The 15,948-nt window shown below is 49.5% G+C and carries 14 protein-coding genes; 7 read left to right on the forward strand and 7 right to left on the reverse strand.

What is annotated here, in order from left to right:
* Window positions 1-60: 60 nt before the first annotated feature.
* On the forward strand, window positions 61-1,728 hold the full coding sequence (gene ettA / locus CEQ48_RS15380) for an energy-dependent translational throttle protein EttA (protein WP_089071844.1): 1,668 nt from the start codon (window positions 61-63) through the stop codon (window positions 1,726-1,728).
* 170 nt (window positions 1,729-1,898) lie between these two features.
* Window positions 1,899-2,270, forward strand: a complete 372-nt coding sequence (locus tag CEQ48_RS15385; RefSeq protein ID WP_000570784.1) for a PilZ domain-containing protein — start codon at window positions 1,899-1,901, stop codon at window positions 2,268-2,270.
* Window positions 2,271-2,336: 66 nt separating this feature from the next.
* Here CEQ48_RS15385 and tyrA read toward each other — a convergent pair whose 3' ends face one another.
* Complete coding sequence (gene tyrA / locus CEQ48_RS15390) at window positions 2,337-3,464, reverse strand: bifunctional chorismate mutase/prephenate dehydrogenase (RefSeq protein ID WP_089071845.1); 1,128 nt, start codon at window positions 3,462-3,464, stop codon at window positions 2,337-2,339.
* 12 nt (window positions 3,465-3,476) lie between these two features.
* Window positions 3,477-4,550, reverse strand: a complete 1,074-nt coding sequence (locus CEQ48_RS15395) for a 3-deoxy-7-phosphoheptulonate synthase (RefSeq protein ID WP_000747931.1) — start codon at window positions 4,548-4,550, stop codon at window positions 3,477-3,479.
* A 241-nt stretch (window positions 4,551-4,791) separates the two neighbouring features.
* Between CEQ48_RS15395 and CEQ48_RS15400 the strand changes: the two genes are divergently transcribed.
* Together CEQ48_RS15400 and btsR are read left to right on the forward strand one after the other, a co-directional pair.
* The gene (locus CEQ48_RS15400) at window positions 4,792-6,468 is read left to right on the forward strand and encodes a sensor histidine kinase (RefSeq protein WP_089071846.1); all 1,677 of its coding nucleotides are present in this window, start codon (window positions 4,792-4,794) and stop codon (window positions 6,466-6,468) included.
* Between the two features lie 9 nt (window positions 6,469-6,477).
* The gene (btsR, locus tag CEQ48_RS15405) at window positions 6,478-7,191 is read left to right on the forward strand and encodes a two-component system response regulator BtsR (protein WP_089071847.1); all 714 of its coding nucleotides are present in this window, start codon (window positions 6,478-6,480) and stop codon (window positions 7,189-7,191) included.
* Window positions 7,192-7,217: 26 nt separating this feature from the next.
* Here btsR and nagZ read toward each other — a convergent pair whose 3' ends face one another.
* Window positions 7,218-8,210 (reverse strand): beta-N-acetylhexosaminidase, encoded by a 993-nt coding sequence (nagZ, locus tag CEQ48_RS15410; RefSeq protein ID WP_089071848.1) that lies wholly within the window; start codon window positions 8,208-8,210, stop codon window positions 7,218-7,220.
* Window positions 8,211-8,315: 105 nt separating this feature from the next.
* Between nagZ and CEQ48_RS15415 the strand changes: the two genes are divergently transcribed.
* Both CEQ48_RS15415 and murQ read left to right on the forward strand, forming a co-directional pair.
* Window positions 8,316-9,428, forward strand: a complete 1,113-nt coding sequence (locus CEQ48_RS15415) for an anhydro-N-acetylmuramic acid kinase (protein WP_089071849.1) — start codon at window positions 8,316-8,318, stop codon at window positions 9,426-9,428.
* Between the two features lie 17 nt (window positions 9,429-9,445).
* Window positions 9,446-10,369, forward strand: a complete 924-nt coding sequence (gene murQ / locus CEQ48_RS15420) for an N-acetylmuramic acid 6-phosphate etherase (RefSeq protein WP_000180252.1) — start codon at window positions 9,446-9,448, stop codon at window positions 10,367-10,369.
* Window positions 10,370-10,392: 23 nt separating this feature from the next.
* On the opposite strand, the gene CEQ48_RS15425 is transcribed toward murQ, so the two are convergent.
* Window positions 10,393-12,189 (reverse strand): cation:proton antiporter, encoded by a 1,797-nt coding sequence (locus CEQ48_RS15425; RefSeq protein ID WP_181710914.1) that lies wholly within the window; start codon window positions 12,187-12,189, stop codon window positions 10,393-10,395.
* Window positions 12,190-12,210: 21 nt separating this feature from the next.
* Window positions 12,211-12,552 carry a DUF2799 domain-containing protein gene (locus CEQ48_RS15430; protein ID WP_089071851.1) on the reverse strand — a complete coding sequence of 114 codons (342 nt, stop codon included), beginning with the start codon at window positions 12,550-12,552 and terminating at the stop codon, window positions 12,211-12,213.
* Window positions 12,553-12,787: 235 nt separating this feature from the next.
* Between CEQ48_RS15430 and CEQ48_RS15435 the strand changes: the two genes are divergently transcribed.
* On the forward strand, window positions 12,788-14,272 hold the full coding sequence (locus tag CEQ48_RS15435; RefSeq protein WP_089071852.1) for a carbon starvation CstA family protein: 1,485 nt from the start codon (window positions 12,788-12,790) through the stop codon (window positions 14,270-14,272).
* Between the two features lie 135 nt (window positions 14,273-14,407).
* Here CEQ48_RS15435 and ispH read toward each other — a convergent pair whose 3' ends face one another.
* Window positions 14,408-15,370, reverse strand: coding sequence for a 4-hydroxy-3-methylbut-2-enyl diphosphate reductase (ispH, locus tag CEQ48_RS15440; RefSeq protein ID WP_001883831.1), 963 nt, complete (start codon window positions 15,368-15,370; stop codon window positions 14,408-14,410).
* Window positions 15,371-15,404: 34 nt separating this feature from the next.
* The gene (fkpB, locus tag CEQ48_RS15445; protein ID WP_001068088.1) at window positions 15,405-15,839 is read right to left on the reverse strand and encodes an FKBP-type peptidyl-prolyl cis-trans isomerase; all 435 of its coding nucleotides are present in this window, start codon (window positions 15,837-15,839) and stop codon (window positions 15,405-15,407) included.
* Between the last annotated feature and the right edge of the window lie 109 nt (window positions 15,840-15,948).

Consider the following 15,948-nt stretch of genomic DNA (forward strand, 5'->3'; position numbering starts at 1 on the left):
GTCTTGCTTTGGTATAGAATGGCGACTTTATTCCGTTTGAAAGATTAGGAACGATCGGCAATGGCTGAATACGTATATACCATGTCTCGGGTGAGCAAGATTGTGCCACCCAAGCGTCAAATTCTGAAAGATATCTCCTTGAGTTTCTTCCCGGGTGCCAAAATTGGTGTTCTGGGCCTTAACGGTGCGGGTAAATCGACCCTGCTGCGTATCATGGCAGGCATTGACAAAGACATCGACGGTGAAGCTCGTCCACAACCCGGTTTGAAAGTGGGTTATCTGCCCCAAGAGCCTAAGTTGGATGAGAGTAAAACCGTACGTGAAGTTGTCGAAGAAGCCGTTGCGGATGTGGCTTACGCGCTTAAGCGTCTTGATGAAGTTTATGCCGCGTACGCTGAGCCTGATGCAGACTTTGATGCTCTGGCTAAAGAACAGGGTGAACTGGAAGCGCTGATCCAAGCGAAAAATGGCCACAACCTAGATAATGCTCTAGAGCGTGCCGCCGATGCACTGCGCCTACCGGAGTGGGATGCGCAGGTGAAATACCTCTCTGGTGGTGAGCGTCGTCGTGTGGCGATCTGTCGTCTGCTGCTGGAAAATCCAGACATGCTGCTGCTCGACGAACCCACCAACCACTTGGATGCCGAATCAGTCGCTTGGCTGGAGCGTTTCTTAGTCGATTACGCAGGGACTGTGGTCGCGATTACCCATGACCGTTACTTCCTCGATAACGCGGCAGGCTGGATTCTGGAACTTGACCGTGGTGAAGGTATTCCATGGCAAGGTAACTACACTTCATGGCTAGAGCAAAAAGATGCTCGTCTGAAGCAAGAAGCGTCTCAAGAGAAAGCGCGCCAAAAAACCATTGAGAAAGAGCTGGAATGGGTTCGTCAGAATCCAAAAGGTCGTCAGGCTAAATCGAAAGCGCGTATGGCACGTTTTGAAGAGCTGCAAAATACTGAGCACCAAAAACGTAACGAAACCAACGAGCTGTTCATCCCGCCTGGTGAGCGCCTAGGTGACAAAGTGATTGAAGTGAAAAACCTCACCAAATCATTCGATGGTCGTGTTCTGATTGATGATCTTTCTTTCAGCATGCCAAAAGGTGCTATTGTCGGCATCATCGGCCCGAACGGTGCGGGTAAATCAACCCTATTCAAAATGCTGAGCGGTGTTGAACAGCCAGATTCAGGCACGATCGAACTGGGTGATACCGTGAAACTGGCATCGGTGGATCAGTTCCGTGACAGCATGAACGACAAGCACACCGTATTCCAAGAGATTTCTGAAGGTGCGGATATCATTCGCATCAACAACTTTGAAATCCCAGCTCGTGCTTACTGTTCACGCTTTAACTTCAAAGGCGTCGATCAGCAAAAAGTGATTGGCGAGCTGTCTGGTGGTGAGCGTAACCGTGTCCACTTGGCCAAACTGCTTAAAGCGGGCGGCAACGTGCTGTTACTCGACGAACCTACCAACGATCTGGACGTCGAAACGCTGCGTGCTCTGGAAGAAGCGCTGCTAGAATTCCCCGGCTGTGCCATGGTGATCTCGCATGACCGTTGGTTCCTAGACCGTATTGCCACCCACATCCTAGATTATCGTGATGAAGGTAAAGTGAACTTCTACGAAGGTAACTACACCGAGTACATGGAGTGGCTGAAACAGACTCTGGGCGCGCAAGCAGCAGAGCCTCACCGTATTAAGTACAAGCGCATTACCAAATAAAATACCGTCAGGTATCACATTCAGAAAAGGTCGCCATGCGGCCTTTTCTTTTGCTCGACATAAACCGAGTTTGTGATTGAGTAAGCTTATTTCAGCATACATCCGGTGATTTAATGTACCCTTTGCTATGCTTGTCCTATCTATACGTCGTCTTTGTCAGAGAGAACGCCATGATCGAAAAACGTCGCTTTTCACGCATCCTGTATCAAGCGCCAGCCACCCTAAGCCAAGGCGATAAACAACTGTCGACTTGCATTCAGGATCTATCGCTGCACGGTTTGCTGCTCTGGTCAGAAGATGAGCCGGATTTAGATACTCACGCTTTAGTGGATGTGGTTTTTAGCCTACCAGAAAGCGATGTAACCATATCACTCAGCGCAAAAGTCATCAGCATCCAAGAGCGGATCATTCGAATGGCGATCAGCCATATTGATATTGAAAGCATTGCGCATCTACGCCGCTTAGTGGAGTTGAATGTGGGCGATGACAGCTTACTGCATCGAGACTTAGAGCATCTTTCTGATTTAGGACTGCATGAGTAATCCCAAGCCCAAATGGACTTGGGATGTTATTGACAGTGAGAGTGACGGTGAGAGGCGAATGATGCGTTAACCTCTGTGGATCGCATCATTCGCTTGTTTGAGTAAGTTTTGGCTCTCATGCATAAACTGCTGTGAATAATCACCAAACCACTGGCTAACTCGTTCAAATTGAGCCACAAAACTCGCCTTATCGCTCGCACTCACCAACTCAACTGCCTCGCTTAAGCAGCGATGAAAACGCTGTATCATCTCAATATTTTCTGGTGATGAGAGAATAATATCGCCGTACAGATGGGGATCTTGCCCAAATAGCCGTCCGACCATGGCAAGCTCTAAACGGTAAATCGGTGAACTGAGTTTCAGCAGTTGTGCCAAGTTCGGGTTCTCTTTGGTCAGATGCAAGCCATAAGCAAAGGAAGTGAAGTGGCGCAGTGCTTGGATCAGTGTCATACCACGATCATGTTCAGCCGCATCAATCTGGCATAAACTTGCGCCCCAAATAGCAAACTGTTGCAAGAGCCATTGGTAGTGTTCATTGCCTCGACCATCACAGTAAACAATCACCTGCTTCGCCAAGCTGGGAACGTCTGGGCCAAACATAGGGTGCAGCCCAACCACTGGACCTTCGTGCACTTGTAGCATGGCGGCAAGCGGCTTGGCTTTGATTGAGGTGAGATCGCACAAAATGCAATCGTCCGGCAACTGGCGCAGCTTTTCAATGACACCAAGCGTCAAATGGATAGGTACCGTGACCACCACTAAGCCAGCATCACTGAGCAGTTCATCTGCTTTGTCCCAATCTTGGCTACCCAGCACTTTGACTTGATAGCCAGAGAGTTTAAACATACGGCCAAATAGTCGCCCAAGCTGACCGTTACCACCGATGATCACCACGGAACGTAACTCAGGATTAAGGCATTTAAAGCCGGAGTCCTTTTCACTGGCGTAGGATTCACGCATAGTTCGGCGCAAAATATCTTCAATCAGTTGGGGCGGAACACCTTTGCTTTCCGCTTCCGCTCGACGTGAAGCGAGCATTGCCGCTTCACGATCGGGGGCATAAATCGGTAACCCATATCGACTTTTCACTTGCCCGACCTGCTCCACCAATGCCAGACGGCGAGCCAATAACTCCACCATCTGCTTATCGACTTCATCGATTTGGTCGCGTAACTGATTCAACTCTACGGCCATGTTCTATCCTTGTTATCCTTGCAAACGATTGTGCAAAAAGGGAATAAGTTCCTGATGCGCACGACGTAATAATGCCTCAGTCGTTGACCAATTTATACAGCCGTCAGTGATCGAGACTCCGTATTGCATCTTTTCACGAGGCAGATCCGAAGACTGATTTCCTTCATTGAGATGGCTTTCAATCATCAGGCCAATGATCGAGCGATTGCCTTCACGGATTTGATGAATCACATCTTCTGCCACCAATGGCTGACGGCGGTAGTCTTTACGTGAGTTCGCATGGCTGCAATCCACCATCAAAGAGGGTTCCAAACGCGCTTTTTGCATCTCTTCTTCACATTCCGCGACAGAAACCGAATCGTAGTTGGTCTGTTTGCCACCACGCAAAATCACATGCCCATTCGGGTTGCCTTGTGTCGTGAGCAGTGCCACTTGTCCTTCGCGGTTAATTCCCATAAAGCGGTGGCTGGAGGAGGCGGCCTGCATCGCATTAATTGCCGTTGCCAAGTTACCATCCGTGCCATTTTTAAAGCCAATTGGCATGGAAAGGCCACTTGCCATCTCGCGGTGAGTTTGTGATTCCGTGGTGCGCGCACCAATCGCCGCCCAACTAAAAGTATCTGCCAAGTATTGTGGGCTAATCGGGTCCAACGCTTCGGTTGCCAGTGGGATTTCCATTTCGGCCAAATCGACCAAGAGTTGACGCCCAACATGCAGACCGTGTTCGATATCAAAACTGCCATCAAGATGCGGATCGTTAATCAGCCCTTTCCAACCGACCGTAGTACGCGGTTTTTCAAAGTACACGCGCATTACGATGTAGAGCTGGTCGCTCAGCTGCGCCGAGAGTGCTTTGAGTTTTTTGGCGTACTCTTTCGCCGCATCCACATCATGAATTGAGCAAGGACCACAGACGATCAGCAAACGAGGATCGCGTTTGTGGATAATGTCCGCCACCGTCTGACGCGACTCACGAATAAATTTACGCGCCTTGTCACTGAGCGGAATCTTGGCTTTTAAGGCATCAGGGGTGATCAATATCTGTTCGTCACTGATATTTACATCGCTCAATTCACTTTTTTTCATCTCATCACCTGTAATTTATTATTTACACACCTAACAAGGTGAGCTGGAAACTTAAACAGAAAACACGTTAGCAGGCTTTAAAAACAATGCAAGTGTAAATTTAAACCAACATTTAATGTAAATTAAAAATTACACATCTCATTTAATGACACTTGGCACACAAACTGGGGAATAAAGCGTGTTTTGTTCGCTTTGAGTATCTTAAAATAAGCCGTTTTTCCGCTCAGACGATGGACTGGTTATGGATCTCATCCTCTCATTACTGCAACAGATGTGTGTTTACCTTGTTCTCGCCTATATGTTGAGTAAAACGCCGATCTTCATTCCTTTACTTAACATTTCTGGTCGGTTTGACCACAAAATCAGTGTTTATGTTCTATTTTCGCTGTTTTGCATTATGGGCACCTACTTTGGCCTACAGATCAATGATGCGATTGCCAATACACGTGCCATCGGCGCTGTAATGGGGGGTCTGTTTGGTGGACCTGTGATTGGTTTTGCGGTTGGCCTCACCGGAGGCTTACACCGCTATACCTTAGGAGGATTTACCGATCTCGCCTGCGCAATTTCCACCACCGCTGAAGGTTTAATTGGCGGCTTGCTACACACCTATTTGCTGCGCAAAGGCAAAGGGAAATTACTGTTTAGCCCAAGTATTGTCTTTGCGGTGACCTTATTTGCCGAAATTGTGCAGATGCTGATCATCTTGGTCGTGGCTAAACCGTTTGAGCAGTCTTACGCGCTGGTTTCCACCATCGCCGCGCCAATGATCATTGCTAACTCAGTCGGTGCCGCACTGTTTATGAGCATCTTGCTCGATCGCAAAACCATTTTTGAAGAGTATTCCGCGACGTTTTCACGCCGCGCTCTGAATATTGCCGAGCGTTCTGTTGGTATCCTTGCTGCCGGTTTTAACCCAGAAAATGCCAACAAAATTGCCCGAATCGTGTATGAACAGACCAATGTCGGCGCGGTCTCGATCACCGATCGCGAAAAGATTCTCGCCTTTGTCGGGATTGGCGATGATCACCATAAACCGAATACACCGATCAGCTCGCAAAGCACGCTCGATGCGATTAATCGCAACGCCATCATCTATCTCGATGGCAAAGAGCATCCTTATCAATGTTCTTTGTCTCCGACCTGCAAACTGGGGTCTGCGTTAATCATTCCGTTGCGAGCTGGCGATCGAGTGATCGGCACCATCAAGCTCTACGAGCCAAAACGTAAGCTCTTTTCCACCATCAATATGTCAATGGCACAGGGCATCGCCCAACTGCTATCCAGCCAAATTTTGTATGGCGAATATCAGCAAAAACAAATCCTGCTCTCGCGAGCGGAAATCAAACTCCTGCAAGCGCAGGTTAATCCGCATTTTCTGTTTAACGCACTCAACACCATCAGTGCGGTGATCCGCCGTGAGCCAGATAAAGCCCGCGAGCTGATTTTGCATCTGTCGCAATTTTTCCGCAGTAACCTCAAACAGAACGTCGAAACCGTCACTTTGCGTGAAGAGCTTGCCCACGTGAACGCTTACCTCACTATTGAAAAAGCGCGCTTTAGTGACAGGCTCGATGTGGAAATTGAGATTGATGATGCCCTGCTAGAACGTAATGTCCCCAGCTTCACTTTGCAGCCTTTGGTGGAAAATGCCATCAAACACGGCACCTCTAACCTACTCGAAGCTGGCAAAGTGCGCATTTACAGTGAAATGGTTGAAGGGGGAATGCGCGTCGTGGTGGAAGACAACGCCGGGCTCTATCAACCACCGAGTGAAGATTACGATGGTTTAGGGATGCAAATTGTTCAGAAACGTCTCACCAATAAATTTGGTACACAATCAGGGCTACAGATTGAAGTAGCGCCGCAAGAGTACACGCGAATGAGCTTTGTCATTCCACAGCAAGGCACTTACTAAGGGATTAACATGTTAACTGCATTAGTCATTGACGATGAACGCTTTGCCCGCGAAGAACTCGCGGAACTCTTGACGGAAAGCGGCCAGATTGAAGTCATAGGCCAAGCCAGCAATGCAATTGAAGGGTTGAAAAAAGTCAATCAACTCAAGCCGGATGTGGTGTTTTTGGATATTCAGATGCCGCAAATTTCGGGCATTGAGCTGCTGAGTATGCTTGACCCAGAGACCATGCCTGAGGTGGTGTTTGTTACCGCCTACGATCAATATGCGCTGCAAGCGTTTGAAGATAACGCGTTTGATTACCTACTCAAACCCGTGGATACCGAACGTTTAGCCAAAACCGTGCAGCGTTTGCTGCGCCAACATAAGAAAAGTGACTACTCACCACTGACGCAACCGAGCCTAGATCAGCTCCCTTGCACGGGTTTAAACCGAATTGTGCTACTGCCGATTCATGAAGTGGAATTTGCCTACAGTGACATCAGTGGCGTCAATGTGCAGACTGCGCAGCAAAAAGCGACCAGTCAATTGACCTTGAAGGTGTTGGAAGAGAAAACCGCGTTAGTGCGCTGTCATCGCCAGTACTTGGTGAATTTGAAAGCGATCCGCGAAATTAAACTGTTAGAAAACGGGCTAGCGGAAATGATTACCCATACGGGTCACAAGGTTCCAGTCAGCCGCCGTTATCTTAAAGAGCTGAAAGAGATGCTGGGATTTTATTGATCCCAGCCCCACTTCTATGAGCAAAACTATTCGGAGAACTGCTCGATTAAGCGCTGCATATTGGCTGACGCTTGCTGCCAACGCTCTGAGCGCTTCAGCTCACTGTAGCTAAGTTGCTGTTTTTTCAGCAGTGCTTCAGCTTGCGGCACTTCCATGATCGGAAGGTTATCCAGCACTTCGACTGCCGCTTCACGCTTGTTACACATCAAAATCATGTCACAACCCGCGACCAAGGCTTGATGAGATCGCTCAACTGGCCCGCCCATCACGGCAGCGCCTTCCATACTCAAATCATCAGAGAACACGATGCCTTTAAAGCCGAGTTCTTCACGTAACACATGCTTTAACCAGTAGCTCGAACCGCTCGCAGGTTGGGCATCATAATGCGGATACACCACATGGGCTGGCATCATAGCATCCAGCACTCCCGCCTCAATTTGCGCACGGAAAATCGCCATGTCTTGCGCAATCGTCTCCCGTTCATCGTAAGGGGTTTCTAAATGCGAGTCGGCAATCACCGCGCCATGACCAGGGAAATGTTTACCGGTGGTCGCCATGCCGACGGCTTTCATGCCGCGCAGAAAAGCACTGCTGTGCTTAAGTACAGTTTGAACATCTTCACCAAAAGCGCGGTTGCCAATCGCTTTACAGGCAAAGCCCATATCAAGCACGGGCGCAAAACTTAAATCGACATCGTGTGCAATCAGCTCTGCCGCCATCAACCAACCGCCTTGTTCAGCGAGATCAACGCTATTCTGAGCACGCGCGTAATACTGCGCAGGGGGAATGCGAGAAAAGCCTTCACGGAAACGCTGCACACGGCCACCTTCTTGATCGACACCAATCAAAATCGGTCTTTTCGCCGCTTGGCGGATCGCTTTATTAAGCGCCAGCAATTGCTGGTTATCGTGATAGTTGCGACCAAACAGAATCACACCACCCACTGTCGGGTGCTGCAGAATTTCACGATCTTCGGCACTCAGTTCGTAACCGGCCACATCCAACCAAAGCGGTCCCATGCTTGCTCCTTGAAAAAATTGGCAAAATTGTCACAAGCCACGAGGTTATTCAGTTTATTTTTCAATTACAATGCCTTTGTTTGAATATGACAGAGGGATAACCAAATGGCAGAACGCGAACTCTATATCGGTGTGATGTCGGGAACCAGTTTGGATGGTGTGGATACCGCTTTAGTGGCGCTGCAAGACGATAACATCGAACTGCTGGCTCACCACGACTACCCTATGCCTGCCGACCTCAAGCAGCGGCTGCTCAATGTCTGCATTGGCCAGCCAACCACCTTGATTGCGATGGGTGAATTGGAGCACGATCTGGGTCATTTGTTCAGTGATGCTGTGCTGGCACTTTTGCAGCACAGTGGCTATCGCGCCGAGCACATCCGTGCGATCGGCTGTCATGGACAAACCGTGTTCCATCAGCCTACCGGCACCAAACCTTTTACGATGCAAATTGGCGATGCCAACATTATCGCGGCGCGCACAGGCATTACGACTGTCGCCGATTTTCGGCGCAAAGATGTCGCGCTCGGTGGGCAAGGCGCACCGTTAGTTCCCGCGTTTCATCGCACGATTTTTCATGCTGAGCAATCGACCGTGGTCGTGCTCAATATCGGGGGGATTGCCAATATTTCGGTGCTCAAGCCCAATGGTGAAGTGGTGGGCTATGACACCGGCCCCGGTAATATGCTGATGGATAGCTGGTGCCAAAAAGAACATAACCAGCCTTACGATAAAGATGCCCTGTGGGCCAAACAAGGCAGCGTGAATGCCGCATTACTTAGCCATTTAAAACAAGACCATTACTTTGCTCTGCCAGCCCCCAAAAGCACAGGCCGCGAGCTGTTTAATCTGCCTTGGTTAGAAACGCAGCTCGCCACGTTTTCGGTTGATGCCACCGATGTGCAACGCACCTTGTGTGAATTCACCGCGCAAACCATTGTTGAGCAAGTCACACCGTTCGCCGAAGGGCCACAACCGCAGCTTTTAGTGTGTGGCGGCGGTGCGCAAAATCCTTTACTCATGGAACGCTTACAAGCCTTGCTGCCAAGCTGGCAAGTTGCCCCGACCACCCAAATGGGCGTGGATGGCGATAATATGGAAGCCATGGCTTTCGCTTGGCTGGCACAACAGCGTATACACGGTTTACCCAGTAATTTGCCCGCCGTGACGGGCGCATCACGTCTTACGAGTCTTGGCGTGATTTACTACCCCGATTAATCGCTACAGGAATTTTTATGACCAACGATGCACTTATCGCCGCGCTTTCTCATCTGGTTTCCGAAGGTCGTAACCCCGATACGATGGATATTGATTTGCTCTCGTCGCAAGAGATTGTCGAGCGGCTTAATCAACAAGACAAACAAGTGCCACTGGCGGTGGAAGCGGTATTGCCGCAGATTGCCCAAGCGGTTGATAAAATCACTGCCGCCTTCAAACAAGGTGGCCGCTTGATCTACTTAGGGGCAGGTACCAGCGGTCGTCTGGGTGTGCTGGATGCCTCAGAATGCCCACCCACTTTCGGAGTGAGCGATCAAATGGTGATTGGCCTGATTGCCGGAGGCAAAGAGGCAATGTTTACCGCACAAGAAGGGGCGGAAGATAACGCCACTCTCGGCGCACATGATTTACAGCAAATCGACTTTAGCAGCAAAGATGTGCTAGTCGGGATTGCGGCGAGTGGCCGCACACCTTATGTGATTGGCGCGTTAGAGTACGCTAATGATCTAGGCGCGACCACCATCGCACTCTCGTGCAACCCTGATTCTCCGATTGCCGAAATCGCCCAGATTGCCATTTCTCCCGTCGTTGGGCCGGAAGCGCTAACCGGGTCAACCCGACTTAAATCCGGTACAGCGCAGAAGTTGGTGCTCAATATGCTCACGACTGCGAGCATGATCCGTCTTGGTAAAAGCTATCAAAATCTGATGGTCGATGTCCGAGCCACCAACCGCAAGCTGATTGCCCGAGCGGTGCGAATTGTCATGCAAGCGACCGATTGCCAACGCGAAGAAGCCGAAGCACTACTCAAAGAGAGCCACAACAACGCGAAACTGGCGATTTTGATGCATCTGACCGGCATGAACTATGAGCAAGCGACCGCGAAACTCTCGCAGTCGGACGGCTTCTTACGCCGCGCCATGGAAGAGCACGAAGAGTAATTAGCCAGAGCAAAACGAGAGCCCTAGAGGCTCTCGTGACTTTTGATCAGAGACACGACAATTTCGCCCTCTTTCGGCGCAAAACTCGCCACATCCTGACACATCTGCACCCGCCCACGGCTGTCGACTAAAAACAGCGGCAAAACAAAACTCTCTTTGTGGGTTTGCTGATAATCCTGATAAGTGAAGTTTTCGCTCAATTTGGTGTGCTTCACTTCCGCACCTTGGCCGACTAAACTCGCCAGTTTTTTGTAACTCACTTCACCACCTAAAAATGGCAAGCCATGGTATTCCTGAGCCACTAGATGCTTTTCACTGACGTTATTGGACGCGTTGTCATTAAGGCAAAATACACGCTTATCACCAAAATCCGATAAAAACTGCATACAGGCCATGATGTTGAAGTGTTTATCAGGGCTGAGTGCCAACACATGCCCAATCCCAATCAAATTGAGGTAATCCTCGGCATGGCTAGATATTGGGTTACCGTAATAGTGCTCCAGACCTGCCATTCGAGCTTGGCGAATGTAGTCCCAGTTGGAATCCGTCACCACGACTCGACAATCATACTTAGCGATCGCTAAGCCAACCTGACGCGCCACATCATTCGCACCAATGATCAAAAAGCCTTTCGGCGCAGGTTCAGACACCTTCAATGCCAACGCCATTGGTCGAGCAGTCGCACTTTGCAGCACGACGGTGCCAATGATCACCATAAAGGTCAGCGGCACTAATAGCTTGGCATCGGCAATACCAAACTCCATCAATTTGATGGCAAACAGAGAAGAGATCGAAGCGGCCACAATCCCGCGCGGAGCCACCCAAGCTAAAAAGGCTTTTTCACGAACATTGAGCGTGCTGCGCAAAGTTGAAATGAAGATAGACGCAGGGCGAGCCAGAAGTTGCATCACCACAAACAGTCCTAAGGCACTCCAACCTAAGGCTTGGAAATCCGCCACCTCAATCCGCGCCGCAAGCAGAATAAACAGCCCCGTGATCAGCAAAATCGTCAGATGCTCTTTAAAGTGCAAAATGTGTTGGATATTGACCCCTTTAGCATTCGCCAGCCACATCCCCATGACAGTCACTGTCAGTAAGCCAGATTCGGACTCCAAGGCATTGGACGCAGCAAACACACCGAGTACGACACTTAGCACCGCAAATGGTTGTAAATATTCCGGCAACAAGCTTCGACGCAACACCGCCGCTACCGCTGCTCCGGAGGCAATGCCAATCGCAAAACCGACGAGTAAAATCAGGCCAAACACTTCTAAGCTATGGGCACGACTGCTGGATACGATGAACTCATACACCATCACCACAAACAGTGCGCCAAGTGGATCGATTAAAATCCCCTCCCAACGCAGAATATTCGCTAAGCGTGCGGTTGGGCGTACTGTGCGCAGCAAAGGCACAATCACGGTTGGACCGGTCACTACAGTTAAGCTGCCAAACATCAGCGCTAACGGCCATTCAAAGCCAAGTAGCCAATGTGCGGCCGTACTTGTGATCCCCCATGAGACGAGTGCGCCAACCGTGACAATGCTCCACACTGTATTACTGACGCCGCGGATCTCTTTGAAGTTTAGAGTCAGACTGCCTTCAAACAAAATCACCGCCACGGCAAGTGAAACAAGAGGGAACAGCAAATCTCCCAATAACCGTTCGGGATTTAACACCCCAAACACAGGGCCAGCCAAAATCCCCGCCAACAGCAAAAATAAGATAGCAGGCAGGCGCAGTCGCCACGCTAACCACTGACATCCTAAACCGACTACGCCAACCGCAGCGATAGTCAGAGCAATAGACTCTTCGTGCATCATTGCACCTCTTCTTATCAGTTATTGATTGTATTCATTCCAACCGCGTTGCCACTCCATACGAAATCGCTGCGCCTGCTCCGTACCTTCACAAATTCCTTCATAATATTGGCCGCTCAAGCCAATTTGATAAGCAACATCGGGGTTACAATATTGATCTAATCCCTTTTGGTAGCCTTGTTCATAATCGCCAAGTTTGACTGAGCCGAGCGCCATTAAGCTTTTATAGCTCCGCTGAGTATGCCCAGTCACGGCATCTTGATAACCGATTTGATACCAATTACCCTCTTGTACTAACTGTGACTCACTCGCAGCACAACCTACAAGCAGCGCTATAAAGCTCATTACTATCCATTTTTTCATGTTTTACCTTGAGTTAGCCGAACGCATCTTGTTGGTGAAACGAGCATGCCATTGAATCGGGTGTGCTGCCACTCAAATTTATACTCAACCGTTTACTCTCACTCTAAACCACTCAATCAAACTAAACGCCGCTTAACTCACCACACGACCACTGACTCGGAAAGCCAGTGAAGCTCGCTTATTGATAAATTACTATCCACAGTGAGCTTAATTCATTAACAAAAGGACAAACGCTATGTTGTGGTTTCTTACCTGTGTCGCAGCCCTCGTTGGCGGTTACTTTATTTACGGAGCTTTCGTAGAGAAAGTATTTGGCATCAACGAAAAGCGTCAAACCCCTGCCCATACAAAAACGGACGGCGTCGACTATGTACCGATGTCCACCCCAAAAGTTTATCTCGTACAACTGCTGAACATCGCCGGTGTTGGTCCTATCTTTGGTCCAATCATGGGTGCGCTGTACGGCCCTGCAGCTATGTTGTGGATCGTGGTGGGCTGCATCTTCGCGGGTGCAGTACACGACTACTTCTCAGGTATGCTTTCTATCCGTAACGGTGGTGCTTCAGTTCCATCCATCACGGGTCGTTACTTAGGCAATGGCGCAAAACACTTTATGAACATTTTTGCCATTGTGTTGCTGCTTCTGGTTGGTGTGGTGTTCGTTTCAGCCCCTGCTGGCATGATCACTAACCTGATTAACCAACAAACTGACTTAACCGTCAGCATGACCACCATGGTCGTGATCATCTTCGCTTACTACATTCTGGCGACTATCGTTCCTGTTGATAAAATCATCGGCCGTTTCTACCCACTGTTTGGTGCGCTACTGATTTTCATGTCGGTTGGTTTGATGACGGCGATTGCGTTCTCTTCTGAGCACCAAGTGCTGGGCGGATTTGAAATCAGCGATATGGTGAAAAACCTCAACCCGAATGACATGCCTCTGTGGCCAGCTCTGTTCATCACCATCGCTTGTGGTGCTATCTCTGGCTTCCACGCGACTCAGTCTCCGCTGATGGCACGCTGTATGGAAAATGAGAAGAACGGTCGCTTCGTGTTTTACGGCGCGATGATTGGTGAAGGCATCATTGCTCTTATCTGGTGTACCATTGCTCTCTCTTTCTTCGGCTCGCTGGAAGCGCTGTCTGAAGCGGTGAAAAACGGTGGCCCAGGTAACGTGGTTTACGGTGCTTCTTTCGGCCTGCTGGGTGTGTTTGGTGGTGTGATTGCTTTCCTTGGCGTGGTGATCCTGCCTATCACTTCGGGTGATACCGCGTTCCGTTCAAGCCGTCTGATCTTGGCTGAATACTTCAACATGGAGCAAAAAACACTGCGTAACCGCCTACTGATGGCTGTACCTCTGTTCGTTATCGGTGCAGTGCTGACTCAAGTCGATTTCGGTATCATCTGGCGTTACTTCGGTTTTGCAAACCAAGCGACCGCAGTCATGATGCTGTGGACAGCCACCGCTTACCTGATGCGCCACAACAAACTGCACTGGATCTGTACTGTACCTGCGCTGTTTATGACTACCGTGTGTATCAGCTTCATCCTTAACAGCAGCACGTTAGGTTTTGGCTTACCAATGCAGATTTCAACCATTGCAGGTGTACTGGCTGCTCTGGGCGCTCTGGCTTATGTCGCGAAAGTGTCAAAAGGCAAAGGCGAAACCGATCTTGCCGATGAAGAGAAACCGCAAGGCGTAACGAAAACCGCTTAATCTCGACGCTTCAATCACCTGATTGAAAACGAAAATGGCTCCCAATCTGGGAGCCATTTTTTGTGCGATATTCCTTTGCAAAGAAATGGCAAAGAAGCCATCCATCTTAGATTCACAAGATGGATGGCGAAATGATTAGTCAACTTGCTTAATTTGCAGCTCTTTAGGCACTTCAAAGAACATGTTCTCTTCGCGGCCAAGCACCTCTTCTACCGACGTTGCGCCTAGCTCTTTGATGCGATCCAAGATTTGGTTTACCAACTCTTCAGGTGCAGAAGCGCCCGCAGTCACCCCAATTAACTGCGCATCAACGAACCACTCAGGGTCGATATCCTGTGGGCAGTCAATCAAGTAACCGGGAGTGCCCAACTTCTCAGCCAACTCCTTTAATCGAGTCGAATTCGATGAGTTTTTCGAGCCCACCACCACCATCACATCGACTTGCTCAGCCAAGATACGCACCGCATCTTGCCGGTTTTGGGTGGCATAACAGATGTCATCTTTACGCGGGCCTTGGATCTTCGGAAATACACGGCGCAGTTCATCAATCACATCCGCCGTTTCATCGACTGACAACGTTGTTTGGCTCACGTAGTGTAGGTTACTTGGATCTTTCACCTTAGCTTGCAGTGATACGACATCTTCCGGTTTTTCGACCAGATACATGCCGCCTGTATCACTGGCATACTGACCCATCGTGCCTTCCACTTCAGGATGGCCGGCATGACCAATCAACACCACTTCCATATGTTTACGACTGGCACGCGCGACTTCCATATGTACTTTAGTCACCAGTGGACAAGTCGCATCAAATACCGTCAGTGAACGCTCTTTCGCTTCTTGGCGAACCGCTTGCGACACACCATGAGCCGAAAAAATCACAATGTTATCGTCGGGAACTTCATTTAATTCCTCAACAAAGCGGGCTCCACGCTGCTTTAACCCCTCGACCACAAAGCGGTTGTGCACCACTTCATGACGCACATAAATCGGCGGCTGATAAAGCTCCAGCGCACGCTCAACAATGCTGATCGCGCGATCCACACCCGCGCAGAAACCGCGAGGGTTGGCTAACAGTATTTTCATTGGTTTGCTCATTGCTAGTCGTTATGGTTGGCTATTGTAAGGAAACTCACTCAACAGACAAGATCTCAACATCAAAGGTGATGTCTTGCCCTGCCAATGGGTGATTGAAATCGACAGTAACTGAGTCACCGGCGATCTCCGTGATGATTCCGGGAATTTCCATTCCGTCAGGGCCACTGAAAGCCATAATAGTTCCGACCTCTAACTGCAGATCGCCACCAAGAAACTTACTGCGATCCATGTAATGGACATGATCTGGATTGGGCGCCCCAAACGCATCTTGCGCCGCTAAAGCGACCGATTTTTTCTCGCCCGGCAACATTCCAAGTAAACACTGCTCGAAATTGGGGCTCAGGCTACCGTCGCCCATCACTAGCTTGGCAGGTTTTCCTTGATTATGGGTACTGTCAGCAACAGAGCCATCCTTGAGCTTGATCGTAAAATGCAGGGTAACTGCAGAGTTAGAGGCAATAGGGTTCACGTTATCACTACCTTGTTATTGTTTAACGAACGCCGCTTCACTTTAGCGGAGACGGACGGGCGCTGATGCCAGCCTTTATAGTAAAAAGCGCCCTCCGAATCAACGGACG

Origin of the sequence: Vibrio tarriae (assembly GCF_002216685.1) — a bacterium.
In the GTDB taxonomy this organism is placed as follows: domain Bacteria; phylum Pseudomonadota; class Gammaproteobacteria; order Enterobacterales; family Vibrionaceae; genus Vibrio; species Vibrio tarriae.